Genomic DNA, 19,766 nt, shown 5'->3' on the forward strand with positions numbered 1-19,766 from the left:
TGCCTCGCGATGTGGCAACCCGAGTCCGATCAAGGCGGATCGGGGCTGTGGTCGACTGGAATCCGGTGTGGTCACGGATTTGCCGCCGGTGTCGGGCGCACGAACGCTCCCGTTGCTTTCCCCCTTCTACTGTATACACGATTCCGGGCCCTCATGAGGCGCTGAATCCTGGTCCATAATCGCTCGCGTTAGACCGAAACCACCAGGTGAGGAGTAGCGGGATGGCCTATGTGCTCGGGTTCGACGAGATCGATCGAACAATGGTCGCGATCGTCGGCGGTAAGGGTGCGAACCTCGGTGAGTTGTCGCGGATCGACGGTGCCGAGGTGCCGGACGGGTTCTGCGTGACGACCGATGCCTTCGATCGGACGGTGGCGGGGGAGCCGGCGCTCGATGCTCGGCTCGACGAGGTGTCGCGCCTCGAGCCAGGTGATCGGGCCTCGATCTCCCGGCTGAGCGCGCAGCTGCGGCGCATGATCGAGGAGCTGGTCGTGCCGGACGCGGTCGTGGAGGCGATCCTCGCCGCGCATACTCGGCTCGGAGCAGAGGACGCCTGTGCCGTGCGATCCAGCGCGACGGCCGAGGATCTGCCGGGCGCCTCGTTCGCCGGCCAGCAGGACACCTTTCTGAATGTCGTGGGATCGGTGGCGATCGTCGAGCATGTCCGCCGGTGCTGGGGTTCGCTGTTCACCGAGCGAGCGGTCACCTATCGACTGCGAAACGGCTTCGACCAGAAGAAGATCCGGATGGGTGTGGTCGTGCAGCGGATGGTGTTCGCGCGCGCCGCCGGCATCCTGATGACGGCCGACCCCCTCACCGGCGACCGGACGGTCGTGTCCATCGACGCCGGTTTCGGTCTCGGTGAGGCGCTCGTGTCGGGTCTGGTCAATGCCGACGTCTACCGGGTTCGCGACGACCACATCACCGACAAGACGATCGCCACCAAGAAGATTCGCGTGGAGCCGGTCCCGGCAGGCGGCACCCAGGTGCGCGAGATCGCGGGAGAACACCGGAACGAGCCGGTCCTCTCCGATGAGCAGGTGTTGCGGCTCGCGCGGCTCGGCCGCCACATCGAAGCGCATTTCGGCAGCCCTCAGGACATCGAATGGTGTTCGGACGGTAATGTTTTCCGCGTCGTGCAGAGCAGGCCGATCACCAGCCTGTTCCCGATCCCCGCCGCCGACGACGGGGAGAACCACGTCTATGTGTCGGTGGGCCATCAGCAGATGATGACCGACGCGATGAAGCCGCTGGGGCTCTCGGTGTGGCAGCTGACGAGCAACGCGCCGATGCGCGACGCGGGCGGCCGGTTGTTCGTCGATGTCACCGCGATGGTGTCCGTCCCGGCGAAAGGCGCCGCGTTGGCGGCGGGACTCGGCAAGTCCGACCCGCTGATGGGGGACGCGCTGCGCACAGTGCTCGAGCGCGGTGACTTCGTTCGTCCAGTGCCAGAGGAGGATTCCGGCGCACCGGCGGCGCCGTTCGGTACCGCCCCCGCGCCGATCGAAACCGATCCCGATATCGTCACCGCGCTCATCGCGCAGAGCGAGGCATCGCTGGCGGCCATGAAGCGCGACATCGCGGATCTGTCGGGATCGCCGCTGCTCGACTTCATCTGGACCGATATTCAGCAGGAGCTGCGGCGGGTCCTGTTCGCTCCCCAGGGTTTGCAGGTGATCATGGCCGCGATGGAGGCCACGGAGTGGCTCAACGATCGATTGCGGGAATGGCTGGGCGAGAAGAACGCCGCCGACGCACTCACCCAGTCGGTCCCCGGCAACGTGACATCGGAGATGGGTCTGGCGTTGCTGGATGTCGCCGATGTGATCCGCCCGCATCCGGAGGTGGTGGCTTACCTGGAGCGGATCGAGGGCGACGATTTCCTGGACGGTCTGGCCGATCACCCGGGCGGAGACGACGCACGAGCCGCGATCGAGGGGTTCCTCGGCAAGTACGGCATGCGCTGCACCGGCGAAATCGACATCACCCGGCCGCGCTGGAGCGAGAGTCCCGCCACGCTGGTACCGACGATTCTCGGCAATATCAAGAACTTCGGGCCGGGCGAGGGCAGGCGTCGCTTCGAGGACGGCCTGCGCGAGGCCGAACAATCGGAACAACAGATTCTGCGACGCCTGCGAGCCCTCCCCGAGGGGGAGCAGAAGGCCGCGGAGACCGCGCGGATGATCGAGCGTGTCCGCACGTTCTCCGGATATCGGGAGTACCCGAAATACGGCATGGTCAGCCGCTACTTCGTCTACAAGCAGGCGCTGCTGCGCGAAGCCGAACGGCTGGTGCGGGCCGGTGCACTCGACGAGTCCGGCGACATCTTCTTCCTGAGATTCGACGAGCTGCAGGAGGTCGTTCGCACGCAACTGGCCGACCGGGGCCTCGTCGACGAACGACAAGACGCGTTCCGGTCGTATCGGTCGCTCACCGCGCCGCGAGTGCTCACCTCCGACGGTGAGGCCCTCGCCGGGGCATATCGGCGTGAGGACCTTCCCGCCGGGGCACTGCCAGGCTTGGCGGTCTCGGCCGGGACGATCGAAGGGCGCGCCCGCGTCATCGCCGACATCGCGCAGGCCGACCTGGCATCCGGTGACATCCTGGTCACCGCCTACACCGATCCGAGCTGGACCCCGCTGTTCGTCGGGATAGCGGGACTGGTGACCGAAGTGGGCGGCCTGATGACCCACGGTGCGGTGATCGCCCGCGAATACGGCCTCCCCGCCGTCGTCGGCGTGGAACACGCCACCGAGCTGATCCGCGACGGGCAGCGCATCCGCGTGAACGGCACCGACGGTTACGTCGAGATCCTTGCGGAGTGGTAGGCAACTGATCGAGGGGGAGTGACCTGCTCGGCAAGAAGTATCCAGGAGGCATCAAGCCATGCGCGTAGGTGTGGTCGGTTTGGGAATGGGCTTGTATCTGGCGACGTGGTGTCGGCGATTGGGTATGGAGGTGGTCGCCGCCTGCGATCGTGACCCGGCCCGGCGGGCAGAAGCGGCCGTTCACCTGTCATCGGCGGCCGTGTTCGAGGATTGGCGCGTCCTGCTGGAGTACGACCTCGACGGGGTGGTCCTCGCCAACGACTTCGACGAGCACGCCCCCTTGGCCGTCGCCTTCCTCGACCGCGGAATCCACGTGCTCTCCGAATCCGCCGCGTGTGCGGACGAGCGGCAAGCGATCGCGCTGCTCGAGGCCGAACGACGCTCGGCCGCGACGTACTCGTTCGCCGAGAACTACGTCTTCCATCCACATGTCCGGCTCCTTCGAAAAGCCGTGGAAGCCAGGGAGATCGGACGGGTGACGCTTGTCGAGGCGGACTATCTGCACGCGATGTCGCCCGATGATGTCTCGGGCCTGATCGGCGATCCGAATCACTGGCGTGGTCGTATCGAGCCGACGGCGTACTGCACGCACACCCTGTCGCCGATCCTCGCTCTCACCGGCGAGCTGCCGACCGAGGTGACGGCCTTTCCGGTCGACACCACCGATTCCAGGTCCGCGGTGGTCATGGTGGTCCGGCTCAGCGGCGGTGGGTTGGCCGTGACCCGGCACGGATTCCTGCAAGGCGAACCGGACAGCCACTGGAGCTGGGTCTCGGTGCGCGGTACCGAGGGGCTCGCCGAATCGGTTCGCGCACCGGGCGCTCGCGCCTGGTCGGTGCGCGTGCGCAAAGAAGGCTGGACCACTGGTGACGGCGTCACCCGCGACGAGCAACGCGCACCCGCCGCCGTGACGCTGCCGGACGGCAGCCTGGTCGAACCGAAGGCTGAGGGCACGGTCCGAATCCTCGAAGGCTTTCGGGCGTGTGTCGAGCGGGGTGCGCTACCGCTGGTGCCCGTCGGCCCGGCGGTCGCGGCGTCGCTGGTCGGTGTCGTGGGTGCGCGCTCTCTGCGCAGCGGGTCGTGCCCGGTGCCGATGCCGAATCTGTCCGTGTGAGCGAAGATCCGGTGCCAGGCAAACGATCGGTCAGTCTCGCGGCGGTCGTCGTACTGTCGGTCGGGCCGCTTCGATGCGGGCGGCGAGGTCGACCAGGTCGCCCGCGGGGCCGGATGGTGGTGTGCTGCGGTGCCAGATGGCACGGAACTTTCGGGTCAGAACCAGCGAATCGGCCAGGTCGACCTCGTGCAGAGTGCCCGCACGGAGTTCGTGGGCGACGATCAGCCGGCTGACCACCGCGGGCGCGAGTCCGCTGCGGGTGGTCGCGAGAATGGCTGCGGCGGAACCGAGTTCGGCCGCAGGTCGCGCGGGGGTGCCGTGGATCTGTAGCGCGGCCCACACGGTGTCCCGTGTCCCGGATCCCTTCTCGCGCCACACCAGCGGCGTATCGGCGAGTTCGCGTGGGCTCACCGGGCGCGTGCGGGTGGCCCACGGGTGGGTCGGTGCGACGACAACGACCAGCTCGTCGGCCACGAGTACCCGGCTCCCCAGCCCCGCGGGCGCCTGCGGGCCCTCGACGAATCCGAGCACGACCTCGCGATCGCGCACCGCTGTGGTCACCTGCTGGGAGTTCGCCACGTCGAGTTCGACGGCGAGCTCGGGCCGGAGCTTGCGCAATGCCGCCAGCCACTGCGGAATCCGATGGTCGGCGATGGTTTTCGAGGCGATGACATGCAGTTGTGGTGACAGTTCGCGGTGCAGTTCCGCGACACCGTCCATCAGGGCGAGTCCCGCGGCCAGTACCGGCCGACCCAGTTCGACCACGGCCGCACCGGCATCGGTCAAGGCCGAACCGGTGGGTCCGCGATCGAGCAGCCGCAGCCGCAGCCGCCGTTCCAACGCGCTGATGCGCATGCCGACCGCGGGCTGGCTGATGCCGTGTCGGCGCGCCGCGGCGCCGAGGCTGCCCAGCTCCGCCACCGATACCAGGAGATCGAGTACCTCCAGATCAGGCGTTCCGGGCGGCAAGCTCATAAGGAAACCTTACGAGGTGGTGGATATCGGGGCTACCCGCCCGCGAGCGTGCGCAGCAGGATCAGCACTACCGCAAGTTGCGGGCCAGTACAGCTGAGGAGCACAACATGACGTTCGTGGTCGGCGCCGCCTGCGTGGACATCCTGGATCGGGCCTGCATCGAGGAGTGCCCGATCGACTGCATCTTCATCGGCGATCGGATGGCCTACATCCAGCCCGACGAGTGCATCGACTGCGGCGCGTGCGAACCGGCCTGCCCGGTCGAGGCGATCTACTACGAAGACGATCTGCCGCCCGGCCAAGAACAGTTCGTCACCGAGAACGTCCGCTTCTTCCACGAACCGCTACCCGGACGGGCCGAGCCACTCGGTCAGCCGGGCGGCGCGAGCTCGGTCGGTGTACTCGGCGTCGACACGATCTATGTCCGGGAGTTCCAGGCATAGTTCCGGCGGGTTGGACCGCAACGGCAACGAGTTCGGTGAATCGAGGGGGTAAATCCCGCAGGTCGGCGTAGTTGTACGCCAGAATGTCGCCATGCGGACATTCGCCAAGGTGTTGCACGCCGTCACTGTCGGGGTTCTGATCGTCGCCGCTGGTCACGGTGTTGCGGCTGCCGCACCCTCCGGGAGTGCTGACGGTCTGCTGCCGTGGCCGGCCGCCGGGCCCGACGGTGTACAGGCCTCGGGCGCGGCGTTGGCGGAGGGGCTCACCGGGACGGTGGTGTGGTCGCGCGAGGCGAACACCCCGGTCCCGATCGCCAGTATCGCGAAGGTGATGACGGCGGTGGTCGTGATCGTCAGCGGTGACCTCGAACGGCCGGTGACGGTGCCGCAGGAAGCGGGCGCCTACTGTGCCAGGGAAAACGGCAGCACCGCGGGACTGGTTCCCGGCGAGGTGCTCACCGCGCGCCAACTGCTCTACGCGCTGCTGCTGCCGTCGGGCTGCGACGCCGCCTACACCGTCGCCGAGTCGTTCGGTCCCGGTCAGGGTGGTTTCCTGGCCAGGATGAACGACACCGCGCGGGTGATGGGTTTGGCCGGAACGCATTTCAGTGACCCGGCCGGTATGCCGTATCCCACCGATCACTCCACCTATTCCACCCCGGCGGACCTCGTCGCACTGGGTGTGCGGGCGATGAACCTGCCGCTGTTCCGCGAGATCGTCGGCGCCCGGGACTTCCACGTTCCCGCCGGACCCGCCAACCGCGAGCACCGCTGGGAAACGACCAACCGCATGCTCGACGAATATCCCGGCACCATCGGCATCAAGACCGGCAACACCGACGCCGCGGGACACTGCCTGATGTTCGAGACGGTGCGCGCCGGCATCCCGCTGATCGGTGTCGTCCTGCACAGCTCCGACCACAGCAGCGCCGCCGCGCGGCAGGACGCCGAACGCATGCTGAACTGGGCCTACGACCCGATTCTGCGCGTTCTGCAACCAGTCGGGGGCTGACGACCGGCGCGATCCCGGCGCAACGCTTAGCATTCGGGATGTGCGCGGTGGCAGATGGTTTCGGGTCCTCGTTTGCCTGGTCGTACTGGGCACCAGTGGGTGCGTGGGCGCGGTGGACCGGGTGGATTTCGAGGATCAGCTGCGAGCGCGCGGCGGCGGGTTGGTGAGTTCGTTGCCGCAGGAGGCCATCGCGGCGCTGAGCCGGCGAACCGGTGCCACCGACCTCGAAGCGAACGTCATCATGCTCACCCCACCGAATTCGACCCAGTTCCGCCTCACCTTGAACGACCAACCCGCCCAGATAACCCGATATCTGTCCGGCGACGAGGTACTGGCCGCTCGGGAACCCACCGTGCGCCTGCGCGTTCGGCCACCTGATCGATCCCGGCAGCTCGACGACTACTCCTTCGCTCTCGGCGCCCTCAGCGCACCACGTCCGGTTCGGGTCTCCGCCGCCGACGACCTCGACGGCGAGGATTTCGCCGTCAGCGAGGTACCCGGTCTGTCGCGAATCGAGGACATCGTCGACACCGCCCTCGCCCGAAGCGCGCTGCCCGGCGGGCAGGTGACCGTCATCGTGGTGAGCCGTTTCGGCCGCGAGATCCGCATCGTCGCCAATGTCTTGTCGCCACGCTCGGAGATGGTCGCCGAATTCGACCGGACCGGCACCTTCCTTCGAGTGCGGCAGGTATAGCGAATGCGACGCGTCCTGATTTCCGCGGTGTCACTCGCTTGCGCCGCCGCCTTCCTCACCATTCTCATCGCTGTTGCCATCTGGCCGGGCGAAGCGAAACTCACCGCACCCCTGTTCTGCTCACCGACGGCCACCACGCCGGTCGTCGTCTCGGACACCTTCCACGACTCCGAAGGAACCTCGACCAACTTCACCCTGTATTGCGTCAGTGACCGCGGGTTTCTCACCGACGAGGGCTTCGCGCTCCCCGTGCTGGCGCTCTTCGTCGCCCATCTACTGATCTTGATCGCCCTGTTCGTCCTCGCCACCCTGATCGGCCGCATCGGACAGCGGACCGAGCGGTCCGATGGGCAGGTCGAACGGTTGCGAGACAGCTGACGCCGGAAGGCCGCCGTCACCTTCCAGGTCGACCTGCAGATCCACCGAGAAGTGGTCGATCGGTAGTGGATTCCCCGACTCGGTCATCGTCAGATTCTCCGAACCGAGCCCGACTCGGTGCAGGAAGACCACGGTGACAGTGGCGGCGGTCCGTGCCCGGTCGGTCGGCCACATCCGGGTGGCGCTGCCGTCACCGCAGTCGACGAAGCCGAGCCGGTCCAGGTGTGGGCGGGTGGCCTCGGTGGTGAAGGCGCGCAGGCGGATCTCGGTCGGCGACAGCTCGAGTTGGGCGTAGCGATCCGGTGTCTTGTCGCGGTCGAAGAAGTGCAGGACAAGCGGTTCGGGACCGGGGCCCAGCGCTCGCATGGCGAGGTGCACGCTGCCCAGCAGGTCGGTCAGCAGACCACGCAGGTGGCCGAGGGTGTAGACGCTCCAGATCTCGCTGCCGCGCCCGGCCGAACCGGCCGACCAGGTGAAGCTGACCTCGTAATCGTCGGCGCTCGTGACCGAGACATCGTGCTCATCGTTCGGGACCCGGTCGGCTTCGTCGATGAGATCCGGGTAGTGGTACTGGGTTCTCCAATTCCACCACCTGCGTTGGGCATCCGCATCGAGGGACTCGATCCGTAGCGTCACCGTGCCGTGGTCGGAGAGCTCGAGGATGCGCAGGGCGTCGCCGTCGACCCAGCCGACGCCGAGATCCGACAGGCCGCAAAACCATGTCGGCGCACCCCACGTCGTCACCGTCAGGTCCAGGTAGTGACGGAACAGTTCGGGCGCGATGGTCGCGACGGCGATGGACAGGTGCGCGCGCTGCTTACCGTCGGCACCGCGGTCGTCGTCGATGCGGCCACCGGACGGTGTTCCCGGGATGACCACCACGCCGTCACCCGGACACAGCCACCCCGCAGTACCGCACACGTGCTCGATGTCGAGCCGGGTGCCGGTGCGGAAGTCGCTCGCGCACAGCTGCGTCAGCAAGTCGGCGAACCAGGCATCGGGCACGGTGTCCATACCCGAGCACGCTAGCGCTGAGCACCGACACGAAACCGTTTCGACGAATCACCGAAACTGTTGCCCCGCTTGGCTATCGGGCCGGGAGACAGAGCCTCAGTCGATCGCGGGTACCTGCTCGGCGGGGATCGGCGCAGGCGGTGGGGTGCCGTCGCCGAAGGGGCGCCCACCCAGTTCCTCACGGTGGTGCGGGGTCAGCCAGTTCGACAGGTCCGGCCCCGCGGGGACGATGCCGGTGGGATTGATATCGCGGTGCACGACGTAGTAGTGCTCTTTGATCTGCCCGAAGTCGATGGTGTCGCCGAAGCCGGGAGTCTGGAACAGGTCGCGGGCGTAAGCCCACAGCACCGGCATCTCGCTGAGTTTGGTGCGGTTGCACTTGAAATGGCCGTGATAGACGGGGTCGAAACGGGCGAGTGTGGTGAACAGCCGCACATCGGCCTCGGTGATGGTGTCGCCGACCAGGTAGCGCTGAGTGCTCAGCCGCTCGGTGATCCGGTCGAGTGCGGCGAAGAGCCGGACGTAGGCGGCGTCGTAGGCGTCCTGATCACCGGCGAACCCGCAGCGGTAGACGCCGTTGTTGATGTCGCGGAACACGTCTCGGTTGATCTCGTCGATCTGCTCGCGCAGCGGTTCCGGGTACAGCTGCGGTGCGCCGGGCCGGTGGTAGGCGGCCCATTCGGTCGAGAAGTCGAGGGTCATCTGCGCGTAGTCGTTGGTGACGACCTGCCCCGTGACGATGTCGACCATCGCGGGCACGGTGATGCCGCGCGGATAGTCCGGAAACCGGGCCAGATAGGCATCGCGCAGGCGGTGGATGCCGAGCACCGGATCGACCTCGCCCGGATCCAGATCGAAGGTCCAGCTGAGCTTGTCGTGGGTGGGCCCGCACAGCCCGAGCGACAGCACCGGCTCGAGCCCGAGCAGCCTGCGCACGATCAGCGTGCGATTGGCCCACGGGCACGCCCTGGCCGCGACGAGCCGGTAGCGCCCCGGTTCGACGGGATAGCCCTCACGTCCGTCGGCGGTGATCCGCGTGGTGATGTAGTTGGTATCGCGGCGGAACTCGCCCGCCTCGACGTAGGTGCCCGCATCGGCATCGCTCACCGCCCCAGTCTCGCACACCCCGCGCGCTGGACGGCTCGACGCCGTGCACCGCTGGTCGCCGACGCACCGATCGTGGCCGGCCCGGAGCTACCGGCCTAGCATCGCGGGGGCAGCTCGACACCCTCAGGGAGGAACCCGCCGATGAGCCTTCGTCAGTTCGAGTACGCCTTGGCGGTGGCCGAAGAGGGGTCGGTGACGGCGGCGGCGGAGGTGTTGCACGTTGCTCAACCGTCGGTGTCGCAGCAGATTCGGGGCCTCGAGCGGGAACTCGGCGTGAAGCTGTTCGCTCGCACGCCGACGGGACTGGTACCCACCGTGGTCGGTCGTGCGTTCCTGCGCGAAGCGGAGGTCGCGGTGAACGCGGCGCGGCGGGCACGGGCGACGGCGCGGGCAGGCGCCGACGAGCTGGTGGGTGAGCTGGTGGTCGCGGCGCAGATGGGCTTCGGCACTCGTCAACTGCCGCGGGCGCTGCGCCGCCGTTAGCCCGTCGTCGCTGTCGTCCGCACCGATCCGGGCCCGGCCGAGGCAGCCCTGCTCGAACTCCTTCGCCGCCAGACCTGGACCGAGGCCGCGTCACTCCCGCCGGCGCGCTGACCGGCTTCAGCCCCGGGGGAATTCGCCCCCGTCGACGAACAGATTGGTTCCGGTCAGCCAGCTCGCGCGGTCGGAGACGAGGAACAGCACCGCGTCGGCGATGTCGGCGGGCTGTCCGTCGCGCCCCAGCGGCGTCGTGCCGATCGCGGTGACGGTGTCGCCCGCCGTCGCGTCCATCCTTGCCCACAACTGCCAGGTCTCTTCACCGCCGGGGGTGGCGGTTCTGCCCGGCGACACGGTGTTGACCCGGATTCCGGCGACGGCCAGGTCCAAGGCGAGTCCCCGGCTGTAGGTCTGGAGTACGGCTTTCGCGGCCACGTAGTGCAGGAACTGTGGTGCCGCGGTGGGAACCGCGGCCGAGGAGACGTGCACGATCGCGCCGGAACGCCGTTCCCGCATACCCGGCACCAGCAGCGAATCCAGCCGCACCGAGGCGAGCAGGTTCAGGTCGAGCGCGTCCTGCCATTCGCGGTCGGGGATGGCCGAAGCGCTCGCGTGCGGTCGCGCACCACCGGCGTTGTGTACGAGGATGTCCACCCCGCCGAGCACCTCGTGCACGGCTGCGGCGAGTGCCTGTGCGCCGGCCTGTGTTCGCACGTCGGCGGTCACGAAGGCGGACCCGTCCGGAATTGTGTTCGTCGCCGATCTGGCGGTGGTGAGCACCTGGGCGCCCGCGTCCAGCAGCTGGTGTACGACGGCCGCTCCGATTCCGCGGGAACCGCCCGTGACCAGAGCTCGTTTTCCGGCGAGTTCTCGCGTGTGCGAAACATTCTCGATCGTGGTCATGCCACCGGTCCTCTCGCTTGCGTATTCGCCCGACGGGCAGGGGATCGACGTGTGCGGCGCGCGAAGCTTCGATGAAATCGCGGTGCCTCCCTCGTCGAGCTGTTTCACGGTATGTCCGGAAAACAGCGCGAGGCAAAGACGAAATGTCAGCAGGTGGCATAGGGAATTCCTCTGTCGGCCCGGTACTTCCGCCGGTGCGAGTCCCGCTGATGTCGTCGGCCGGTGGCCGTCTGGCGTCCGGCTGAACCCGCCAGTACCCTGTGCCCGTGAGACCGATGGGCAATGCGCCGGGCGGGACGGCGCGACCGCGTGTCGCTCTGACCGCAGTCGCTGTAGTGGTATTTGTGACCTTTCTCGACACCACCGTCGTCAGCGTGGCGCTGGGGGATATCCGGCGCGATCTGAGTGCGGATGTGACCGCACTGCAGTGGGTGGTCAACGCCTACACCGTGGTGTTCGCCGGGCTGATGCTCGCCGGTGGGTCGCTCGGGGACCGCTGGGGTCGCAAGCGGGTGATGATCGTCGGCCTGGTGATCTTCTGTGCCGGGTCGGTGGTGTCGGCACTCGCGAGCAGTGTCGCGGTGCTCATCGCCGGTCGCGCGATCATGGGGCTCGGTGCGGCGGCGTCGGAGCCGGGCACACTGTCGGTGCTTCGGCACGTCTTCCCGGACGACCGCACGCGCGCGAAGGCGATCGGGGTGTGGGCGGCGGTGTCGGGGCTGGCGTTGGCGGCGGGGCCGGTGCTGGGCGGCGTGCTGGTTCATGCGTACGGGTGGCGCTCGATCTTCTGGTTCAACCTGGTGATCGCGGCGGTGGCGCTCGTCGTCGCGCTGTGGTCGGTCCCGGAGAGCGCCGACCCCAGCCCCGAGCCGATCGACTGGGCAGGCGCGCTGCTCGGCGCGACGGCTTTCGGGTCGGTGATCTATGCCGCGATCTCCGGTCAGGATCGCGGCTACACCTCGCCCTCGGTGCTCGCGTTCTTCGCGATCGGTGGACTCGCGTTCGCCGGGTTCATCGCCGTCGAAACACGGGCCCGCGCACCTATGCTCAACTTGCACTACCTGCGCTTTCCGGCAGTGCGTAGTGCGCTGATCGTCGCCTTCGCCGTCTACTTCGGCATTTTCTCGATCTTCTTCTTCACCGCGTTGTATCTGCAAGTGATGCAGTCGTACTCGGGTGCGCGTACGGCCACGGTGTTCGCGCCGATGGCCGCCATGATCGTGATCGGCTCGCTGGTCGCGGGGTTCTGGGTGGCGCGGCGCGGCGCGCGCACACCGATGATTCTCGGCTGTGTGGTCGGCGCGGGCGGGATCTTGCTGACCCGCCATATGCTGTCCGGTGAGCTCCACGATCCTTCGCTGTCGGCCGCGATGGCGGTGGCGGGCTTCGGCTTCGGGATCGCGGTGGTGCCGTTGACGTCGGCGGTGATGTCGGGAGTTCCGGCGGAACACTCGGGAATGGCTGCCGCGGTGACCAATACGATGCGCCAGGTCGGCTCGGCGTTCGGTGTGGCCGTGCTCGGTGCGCTGGTGAGCGGATTCCTGTCCTCGGACCTGAAGGCGCGCATGAACGAGCTGGGTCTGCCGACCTCGCTACAGCCCGACGCCATTCAAGCCGTGGAACTCGGGAAGATCCCCGAGGGCGTCGATATCGGCCCGTATCTGAAATACCTGTCGAAGGTTTCCGAGGTGCTCAATGCCGGCAAAGCGGCATTCCATCACGGACTCGACGTGGCTCTGCTCGTTTCGGCGGTGATGATCCTCGCGGCGGCGGCATTCACCGCCCTCGATGCGGCACGCCACCGGACGGATATCACCTAGCTGCGGTGCCACTGGCCGCGGTGCCACGAACGCACTCGCGAGCCTTGATTCGAAGGGTCCGGCCGACGCGCGGCGCGCCGGCCGGAGCCGATGTCAGGCGCTGACCGAGGCCGTCACTTCCCGCGTCAGCCGCGATGACCAGGGGCACCAGAAACAGCCGGGAAGGAAGGCGCCGCACGCCTCGTCGAGGAAGTCCTCGGTGTACTGGATGCTCGAATCACATACTTCGATGGCCATGGTGAAGAAGGTGATGGTGTCGGGGTCCAGGTGGAAGCTCCACTCCGGGTTGTAGCTCTGCTTGGTCTTGCGGATCTTGCCCATGACGTGGGTGGACATCGTTTCCTCGCCGGACAGGATCCGGCGTGCCTCGGAGATCCGCTGTTCGCTGTTGAGCTGGAAAATGAATTCTTTTCCGCTGTAGTCGGTGAATGCAAAGAGCGCCATGACATTTCCCCTTGGTCGATGTGTTCGGCTAGCGGGAGTCGAGCGTGTTGCGAGGTCGAGTGTATCGGCGGATTCGCGGCAACATGAGCGCATTGCGAATGAAACCCGTTGGGAAGCAACGGGTTTAGGGAATCAGTCGGTTTCTGTCTGCGAAACGGGGCAATAGGGGAGCGCCTATCGGCGCGTCCCTGAGGCGAGCTCGTCTCGACGAGGTGATCGCCGCCCCGCCTCCGTCTTCGCCGTGGTGATCAACTCGCGCACCGCGATGGCACCCCGGGCGACCGCGGCCGCGACCCGCCCGTCCGCGCCGATCAGCACCGCCGACGGCGTTCCCCGGACCCGATAGCGAAGAGCGGCCTCATTGCCCTGTTGCACCAGGATCGGGATATCGCCCACCTCCTGCGCACGCCCCCAGGCGGTATGTTCGGCGAGATCGCCGTTGCCGACCAGCACGACGGTCAACGTTTCCCGCACGCGGCAGTGCCAGCGCGGCAACTCGCGGGCCAGCGCCGCGCACATTTCGCACCCCGGATGGACGAACACGAGCAGGATCGCCTTTCCCGGCGCGAGCAACGACGCCAGATCGATCCGCCCACCCTCGGCGGCCAGCAACTCGAACTCCGGTGCCACCGCACCGACCGGCAGCCCCTCGGCGCCGAGGGTCGACAGGGCCTGTTCGTCGACCCGCCGACGAAGTGCGCGCAACTCCCCGAGCGTCCAGGTCAGCACGACCGCCAGCATCGCGATCAGCACGAGACCCACGCCGGCCTCGACGGGCAAACCGGCAGGGACCCGCGGGTATCGGATCGCGCCGACCGTGACCACGGCGGCGAGCGCCAGCAGCAGGCCGTTACGCACCAGTGTCGCGGGCCCGATGGGCGCCGAACTCGCCGCGCCGAAGCAGGAGCAGCTCGGATGCTCGCCGCGCAGCAGCAATCGCACGATCGCCGCGGTGAACCCGGCGAGCAGCAGCGCGGACGCCGCGCCCGCAATTCCCGCCGTCCACGGCAGCAGCAAGCCCGCGGCCACCAAGCCCTCGGCCACCGGTAACCCGATCGCCACCGCGGGAACCCACCTGATGCCTGTCCCGAAGTCGACCAACGCCTTCCGTGTCGCGGGCCCGTCCGCCAGCTTCCCCCATGCCGACAGTCCGAAAGCCCCGGCCAGTACCAATCGCGAACCCCACACTCCGTATTCGATCAGCATTCCGGCACCATCCCACAGCCGAAGCGGTCTGAAAGATGATTCGCTGGAACAGCTTTCACCACGCGAGTTCTTCGGTTACCACGGCGAGTCGCGTGGTCGTCGGCACGGTGGGGTGCTGTGTGGCGGCGGGTGTTCGCACTGAACAGTAACCGTGTTACTCTCTGTCGGCGCTGGTGTGACAGGCATCATGATCTGCCATTCCGGCGACTTGGGTCACTGCGGCGACGACGCCGACCGGTGATGACGACGGAGAGGTTCTCGATGAAGCGACAGGATCTTCGACGGGTGTGGCCGCGTGCCGGGCGCGTCGTCGCGGTCATGGTCTTGGCCGGTGCGATGGCGGCGACCGGGGTGGTGACCCGGACGGGCGAGGCCGCGGCCGAGCCCGTCGGTGCGTTCTACACACCGCCGGACCGGATCCCGCAGGAACCGGGCGCGATCATCAAGACCGCACCGATGACCTTGTTCGTGACACCGCCCACCGAGCAGGGATGGCCGGGCAAGGCGCAGCACGTGATGTACACGTCTCGATTGCAGGACGGGTCGCCGGTAGCGGTGAGTGGGACATACCTCGAGCCGACCGGGCCGTGGCAGGGCGTGGGACCGCGTCCGACGGTGGTCATCGGCCCCGGCACGTCGGGGCAGGCCGACCGTTGCGCGATGTCGGTGGCGTTCTCGACCGGGATGGCGGTGTCCACCGAGCCGTTGGGGATCTCGGCGAACCAGGAGCTGCCGTCGTCGGTGGTGTGGAGCGGGCTGGGCGCGCGGGTGCTGGTGACCGACTACGTCGGCCTCGGTACACCCGGCATCCACACCTACGCCAACCGGTTCGAGAGCGGGCACGCGATTCTCGATGGTGTGCGCGCGGCCAACAATCTGGGCGGTGCCGGACCGGAGACGCCGGTCGTGCTCTGGGGTTACTCCCAGGGCGGTGGCGCCACCGCGGCCGCCGCGGAGATGCAGCCGAGCTACGCGCCGGAACTCAATCTCAAAGGCACCTGGGCAGGTGGGCCGGTCGCCGACCTCACCGCGATTCTGGAGAAGATCGACGGTGCGCTGATCGGCGGCGCGATCGGGTTCGCCGTCAACGGCATGCTGGCTCGCTATCCCGAGCTGCAGCGCGCGGTCGACCAGGTCACCAGTCCGGCCGGTCGCGCCATGCTCGAGACCCTGAGCGACTCGTGCATCGCCGACGTGATCATGCATCACCCCTTCCTGCAAACCGCGTCACTGACCAAGGACGGCCGACCGCTGTCCGCCCATCTCGCCGAATTGCCCGAAGCCACACCGGTATTGGCGGAACTGCGGATCGGCAACTCCACCCCGGCCACGCCGGTCCTGATCACCAGCGGCCGCAACGACGACACCGTCCCGTACGGACAGGCCCGGCGACTCGCCGAAGACTGGTGCGGCAAGGGCGCCACGGTCACCTTCCGCACGAACGAGCTCCCGCCGATCCTTCCCGGCACCACCATCCCGAATCACTTCGGGCCGGAGATCATCGACGGCTTCGGGCCCGACAACGCGTTCACCTATCTACTCGATCGTCTTGCGGACAAGCCGGTCTCCGGCTGCAGCATCGACTGAACAAGGATCTGTGTGTGAAAGCCATTTCGCGCCGCTCGATGCTGGTTGCCGCGGCAACAGCGAGCGGGATACTTCTCGGTGCCCGCCCCACGGGCACGCCGGCTCCGATCGCCCTGCGGTCCAACACTGTTCCGCTGACCTACGAGGAGCACCGGGTGGTGGTGATCGGGTCGGGATTCGGCGGCGGCGTCAGTGCGCTGCGGTTGGCGCAGGCCGGTGTCACGGTGACGGTTCTGGAGCGAGGCCAGCGGTGGCCCAGCGGCCCGAACGCCGAGACCTTCCCACGCGCATCCGCCCCGGACAAGCGATTGCTGTGGTACCGGTCGAGCCCGAACCTGTTCGGGCGACCGCTCGTGTTCGACCCGTACGCCGGGCTGGTGGAGGCGGTGCCCGGGGTGAACATGACCGCGCTGTGCGCCGCCGGTGTCGGTGGCGGATCGCTGGTCTACCAGGGCATGTCGCTGCAGCCCGCCGAGACGGTGTTCAACGCGCACTTTCCCGAAGAGCTGGACTGGGCGACGATGGATCGGGTGCACTATCCGCGAGTGGCACGGATGCTCGGCCTGGCCGAAGCTCCCGACGAGCTGATCGCCGCCGACAGCTACCGGGCCGCACGGGTTTTCGCGGAGCGGGTGCGCGGGGCCGGGATGCCGCTGTCGAAGATCCCGATGCCCATCGACTGGAACTTCGCGCTGGCCGAGCTGCGCGGGGAGATGAAAGCCTCCTACACCAACGGTGACGGTGCGATGGGGGTCAACAACGGCGGCAAGCACTCCGTCGACGTCACCTATATCGCCGCCGCCGAAGCGACCGGCCGTTGCCAGGTGCAGACCCTGCACGAGGTGACCGATCTCGAACGCGCCCGCGACGGCCACTGGACCGTGCACGTGCAACGTCTCGACACCGCGGGTGCCGTGGTCGAGAACAAGGTGCTCACCGCGGGATCGGTGATCCTGGCCGCGGGCAGTCTCAACACCACCCGGCTGCTCGTGCGAGCCGGAGCCAAGGGCCTGATTCCCGACCTGCCCGACGGGCTCGGCCAGAACTGGGGCACCAACGCCGACCGCATCTATGTCTGGTCGGACCCGACCGCCAAATTCGGTGCGGAACAAGGTGGTCCGGTGGTGTACGGCAGTAAGAACTGGGACGATCCGCAGGCCGCGCACACCGTGATCCAGGCCTCCATCCCGCCGATGTCGATGGACCCGGCCAGCACGATGCTCGTCGGCTACGGCGTCAGTGACAGTCGCGGGGCGTTCACCTACGACGCCGCCCGCGACGACGCGATTCTGCACTGGCCCCACGACGGCGACCAGGCCATCCAGAACAACCACATCGACCCCGCCGTGCGCCGCATCGCGGGTTCGACCGGGATGCTGCTGGACACCAACTCGCTGTTTCCCTCGACCTGGCATCCGCTGGGTGGGGCCAGCATGGGCTCGGTGTGCGACCTGGACGGCCGTGTCCATGACCAGCCGGGGCTCTACGTGCTCGACGGTGCGCTGTTGCCGGGTAACGCCGCCGCGTGCAATCCGTCGATGACGATCGCGGCGGTCGCGGAGCGTGCAATGGACACCCTCGTCGCCGCGGATGTGGGAACGCGTATCTGAGGTCGAATCGCCTCGGTGGCGCGACGAGACGATCGACTACTGTGACGTGGTGGCCAGAAAGGGCGAAGGTGATCCCGCGCGCAAGATCACCGAAACCACCCTGTCGTTGCTCGAATCGGAGGGGTATGACGCGGTTCAGCTGCGCCGGGTGGCCCGCGTCGCCCAGGTGTCGCTGACCACGGTCTACAAGCTGTACCCCACCCGCGACGAACTCGTCCTCGCCGCGGTCGCACAGTGGATGGCCACGAACACCTACACCGAACTCGACCCGCCGCGAGCCGACGAATCGCTCGCCGACGTGTTGAAGCGGGTGACCCGCTACGTGTTCGAGCCATGGGAGCGTCACCCACGGATGCTCGCCGCCTACTACCACGCCCGCTCCGGTCCGGGCGGGCAGCGCCTCGACGCGCAGGGTTTCGCCGCGGTGTTGCCCGCGGTGAGCACGATGTTCGCCAGCCTCGACGAGGACTACGCGGCCGATCTCGCTCTCGTGCTGACCAATATGGTCTATGCCCTGCTGGGACGTTTCGCGCACGGTGATCTCGCGATCACCGAGATCCTGCCCGCACTCGAACGCGCCATCGGCCGGCTGACGCAGAACAACGCTCCGTTCGCCGCGGCGGCCGAGCGGACCGCCGGTGCGGGGGCGACCCCGTTCGAGTGGGTGCCCGGTTTCAGCTCGCCTTACTCCCCGGGCGCCGAGGCCGACGAGCCGTAACCGGTGTGAAACGTTTTCACGGCGCACCGGAGCAGTTCAAGCTTTGGCAATCGCGACACGGGACTCTGAGGGTTCGGCACCGACGCCGATGCCCAGTAGGAGGAGTCCGAGCGAATGGATCGCCTGAACCACGAGTTCAGTCGGCGCAGCGTGCTGTGCGCGGCGGGGGCGGCGATCGCGCTGACCGCGGTGGCGCAGCCGACACAGGCGGGCACGATCACCCGGAAGTGCTCGGTCGACAGCGGTCCGGGAGAGCGCGCGGACCTGGCCGAACAGGCGATCGTGCAGCGGCATGTGCACTCGCTGCTCGGTCTGCCCGACTATCGGCTGGGAGTGCTCGCGTGGCCCGCGGACCTGACCGAAAGGTCCTTGCTCGGGCGATGGTGTTACTGGTGGCAAGCACACCTGCTCGACTGCGCGATCGATGCCGCGCACCGGACCAGCACTCCCGACCGCGTTGATCGGGTCGTCGCCCTCGCACGCGGTATCCGAGCCCGCAACATCACCGGTTGGACCAACCGCTATTACGACGACATGGGGTGGTTGGCAATCGCCCTCGAGCGTGCCGAGCGACTGCTCGACGTCCGGTTCGGCGACGCGATCGGGAATCTGCGGGGAGCCTTGCTCGAAGGATGGAACCCGGATGTGGGCGCGGTGCCATGGCGCAACGGCGACGACTTCTACAACACGCCCGCGATCGGCCCGACCGGCATCGCGCTGGCGCGCCTCGGTGAACTCTCCCGTGCCGGCCAACTGGCCGATTTCCTGCACACGCGATTGCGCGACACCGAAACCGGCCTGATCCACGATGGGGTCCACGAGCCCGGCGGGCAGGTGGACCGCACCGTGCACACCTACTGCCAGGGTGTGGCCATCGGACTGGAAGCCGAATTGGCTCTGCGCACAGGCGAATCGGTTCATCGCCACCGTGCTGCCGCGGTGATCGCCGCGGTCGAGCAGCGGCTCACCGCCGCGGGAGTGATCGTCGCCGCCGCCGGAAACGATTCCGGGCTCTTCATGGGAATCCTCGCGCGCTTTCTCGCCGAAGCCGCACTGTCGCTGGACAACACGACCGCGGCGAATATCGTGCACGCCTCCGCCCGGGCGGCCTGGGAAAACCGTGCCGAGGTGAACGGGCTGCCGCTGTTCGGTGCGGACTGGACCCGCCCGGTCACGGTGCCCGAGCATCCGGGGACCTTTCTCCAGCTGGCGGACGCGTCCGCGGCATCGTCGGCGAACCTGAGCCGGGACCTCTCGGTGCAGCTGAGCGCATGGATGCTGCTCGAAGCTGACTACCGGCTCACCGCGGCGGGCCGCTGACCCGCCCGGCGCCGGAACGCGCACGCGGGGTATCTCGACGGCGGGTCGGCTCCGGTGGGCCGCGCGCCGTGGCCGAGCAACACACTCGATCGGCGAACTCGGTTACATTCGAGGAG

At 67.8% G+C, this 19,766-nt stretch carries 18 protein-coding genes; 12 read left to right on the forward strand and 6 right to left on the reverse strand.

The annotated features are described in order from the left end of the window. Positions 1-221: 221 nt before the first annotated feature. Both rph and ACFTS5_RS08325 read left to right on the forward strand, forming a co-directional pair. Positions 222-2,828: a rifamycin-inactivating phosphotransferase gene (rph, locus tag ACFTS5_RS08320; protein WP_378628816.1), complete on the forward strand. Its 2,607-nt coding sequence runs from the start codon at positions 222-224 to the stop codon at positions 2,826-2,828. A 58-nt stretch (positions 2,829-2,886) separates the two neighbouring features. Next, entirely contained in the window at positions 2,887-3,942 is a 1,056-nt protein-coding gene (locus ACFTS5_RS08325; RefSeq protein ID WP_378628818.1) for a Gfo/Idh/MocA family protein, read from the forward strand. A gap of 30 nt (positions 3,943-3,972) precedes the next feature. Here ACFTS5_RS08325 and ACFTS5_RS08330 read toward each other — a convergent pair whose 3' ends face one another. Further along, the gene (locus tag ACFTS5_RS08330) at positions 3,973-4,917 is read right to left on the reverse strand and encodes a LysR family transcriptional regulator (protein ID WP_378628820.1); all 945 of its coding nucleotides are present in this window, start codon (positions 4,915-4,917) and stop codon (positions 3,973-3,975) included. A gap of 107 nt (positions 4,918-5,024) precedes the next feature. On the opposite strand from ACFTS5_RS08330, the gene fdxA reads away from it, so the two are divergent. The 4 genes from fdxA (at position 5,025) to ACFTS5_RS08350 (ending at position 7,444) form a co-directional block, all read left to right on the forward strand. Continuing rightward, positions 5,025-5,360 (forward strand): ferredoxin, encoded by a 336-nt coding sequence (gene fdxA / locus ACFTS5_RS08335; RefSeq protein ID WP_378628822.1) that lies wholly within the window; start codon positions 5,025-5,027, stop codon positions 5,358-5,360. A gap of 91 nt (positions 5,361-5,451) precedes the next feature. Then, positions 5,452-6,372, forward strand: a complete 921-nt coding sequence (locus ACFTS5_RS08340; RefSeq protein ID WP_378628825.1) for a D-alanyl-D-alanine carboxypeptidase family protein — start codon at positions 5,452-5,454, stop codon at positions 6,370-6,372. A 121-nt stretch (positions 6,373-6,493) separates the two neighbouring features. Continuing rightward, entirely contained in the window at positions 6,494-7,066 is a 573-nt protein-coding gene (locus ACFTS5_RS08345) for a hypothetical protein (protein ID WP_378628827.1), read from the forward strand. Positions 7,067-7,069: 3 nt separating this feature from the next. Beyond that, positions 7,070-7,444: a hypothetical protein gene (locus tag ACFTS5_RS08350; protein WP_378628829.1), complete on the forward strand. Its 375-nt coding sequence runs from the start codon at positions 7,070-7,072 to the stop codon at positions 7,442-7,444. Here the strand turns inward: ACFTS5_RS08350 and ACFTS5_RS08355 are convergent. Beyond that, positions 7,340-8,458 carry a hypothetical protein gene (locus ACFTS5_RS08355; protein ID WP_378628831.1) on the reverse strand — a complete coding sequence of 373 codons (1,119 nt, stop codon included), beginning with the start codon at positions 8,456-8,458 and terminating at the stop codon, positions 7,340-7,342. The genes ACFTS5_RS08350 and ACFTS5_RS08355 overlap by 105 nt on opposite strands. A 96-nt stretch (positions 8,459-8,554) precedes the next feature. Further along, positions 8,555-9,565, reverse strand: coding sequence for a glutathione S-transferase family protein (locus ACFTS5_RS08360; RefSeq protein ID WP_378628833.1), 1,011 nt, complete (start codon positions 9,563-9,565; stop codon positions 8,555-8,557). A 141-nt stretch (positions 9,566-9,706) separates the two neighbouring features. Between ACFTS5_RS08360 and ACFTS5_RS08365 the strand changes: the two genes are divergently transcribed. Continuing rightward, the gene (locus ACFTS5_RS08365) at positions 9,707-10,048 is read left to right on the forward strand and encodes a LysR family transcriptional regulator (RefSeq protein WP_378628834.1); all 342 of its coding nucleotides are present in this window, start codon (positions 9,707-9,709) and stop codon (positions 10,046-10,048) included. 117 nt (positions 10,049-10,165) lie between these two features. Here ACFTS5_RS08365 and ACFTS5_RS08370 read toward each other — a convergent pair whose 3' ends face one another. Next, entirely contained in the window at positions 10,166-10,945 is a 780-nt protein-coding gene (locus ACFTS5_RS08370; RefSeq protein ID WP_378628836.1) for an oxidoreductase, read from the reverse strand. Positions 10,946-11,289: 344 nt separating this feature from the next. Between ACFTS5_RS08370 and ACFTS5_RS08375 the strand changes: the two genes are divergently transcribed. Continuing rightward, the gene (locus ACFTS5_RS08375) at positions 11,290-12,765 is read left to right on the forward strand and encodes an MFS transporter (protein WP_378628838.1); all 1,476 of its coding nucleotides are present in this window, start codon (positions 11,290-11,292) and stop codon (positions 12,763-12,765) included. A 93-nt stretch (positions 12,766-12,858) separates the two neighbouring features. Here ACFTS5_RS08375 and ACFTS5_RS08380 read toward each other — a convergent pair whose 3' ends face one another. Both ACFTS5_RS08380 and ACFTS5_RS08385 read right to left on the reverse strand, forming a co-directional pair. Then, positions 12,859-13,209: a calmodulin gene (locus ACFTS5_RS08380; protein WP_378628840.1), complete on the reverse strand. Its 351-nt coding sequence runs from the start codon at positions 13,207-13,209 to the stop codon at positions 12,859-12,861. Between the two features lie 174 nt (positions 13,210-13,383). Further along, on the reverse strand, positions 13,384-14,415 hold the full coding sequence (locus ACFTS5_RS08385; RefSeq protein WP_378628843.1) for a peroxiredoxin family protein: 1,032 nt from the start codon (positions 14,413-14,415) through the stop codon (positions 13,384-13,386). Between the two features lie 261 nt (positions 14,416-14,676). On the opposite strand from ACFTS5_RS08385, the gene ACFTS5_RS08390 reads away from it, so the two are divergent. The 4 genes from ACFTS5_RS08390 to ACFTS5_RS08405 all read left to right on the forward strand — a co-directional run bounded on the left by ACFTS5_RS08390 (position 14,677) and on the right by ACFTS5_RS08405 (position 19,650). After that, positions 14,677-16,002 carry a lipase family protein gene (locus tag ACFTS5_RS08390; RefSeq protein WP_378628844.1) on the forward strand — a complete coding sequence of 442 codons (1,326 nt, stop codon included), beginning with the start codon at positions 14,677-14,679 and terminating at the stop codon, positions 16,000-16,002. 14 nt (positions 16,003-16,016) lie between these two features. Next, the gene (locus ACFTS5_RS08395) at positions 16,017-17,612 is read left to right on the forward strand and encodes a GMC oxidoreductase (protein WP_378628847.1); all 1,596 of its coding nucleotides are present in this window, start codon (positions 16,017-16,019) and stop codon (positions 17,610-17,612) included. Positions 17,613-17,661: 49 nt separating this feature from the next. After that, positions 17,662-18,330 (forward strand): TetR family transcriptional regulator, encoded by a 669-nt coding sequence (locus ACFTS5_RS08400; protein WP_378628849.1) that lies wholly within the window; start codon positions 17,662-17,664, stop codon positions 18,328-18,330. A 114-nt stretch (positions 18,331-18,444) separates the two neighbouring features. After that, positions 18,445-19,650, forward strand: a complete 1,206-nt coding sequence (locus ACFTS5_RS08405; protein ID WP_378628852.1) for a glycoside hydrolase family 76 protein — start codon at positions 18,445-18,447, stop codon at positions 19,648-19,650. Positions 19,651-19,766 lie beyond the last annotated feature (116 nt).

It is taken from the genome of Nocardia sp. NPDC056952 (assembly GCF_042674185.1).
Taxonomy (GTDB): Bacteria; Actinomycetota; Actinomycetes; order Mycobacteriales; family Mycobacteriaceae; genus Nocardia.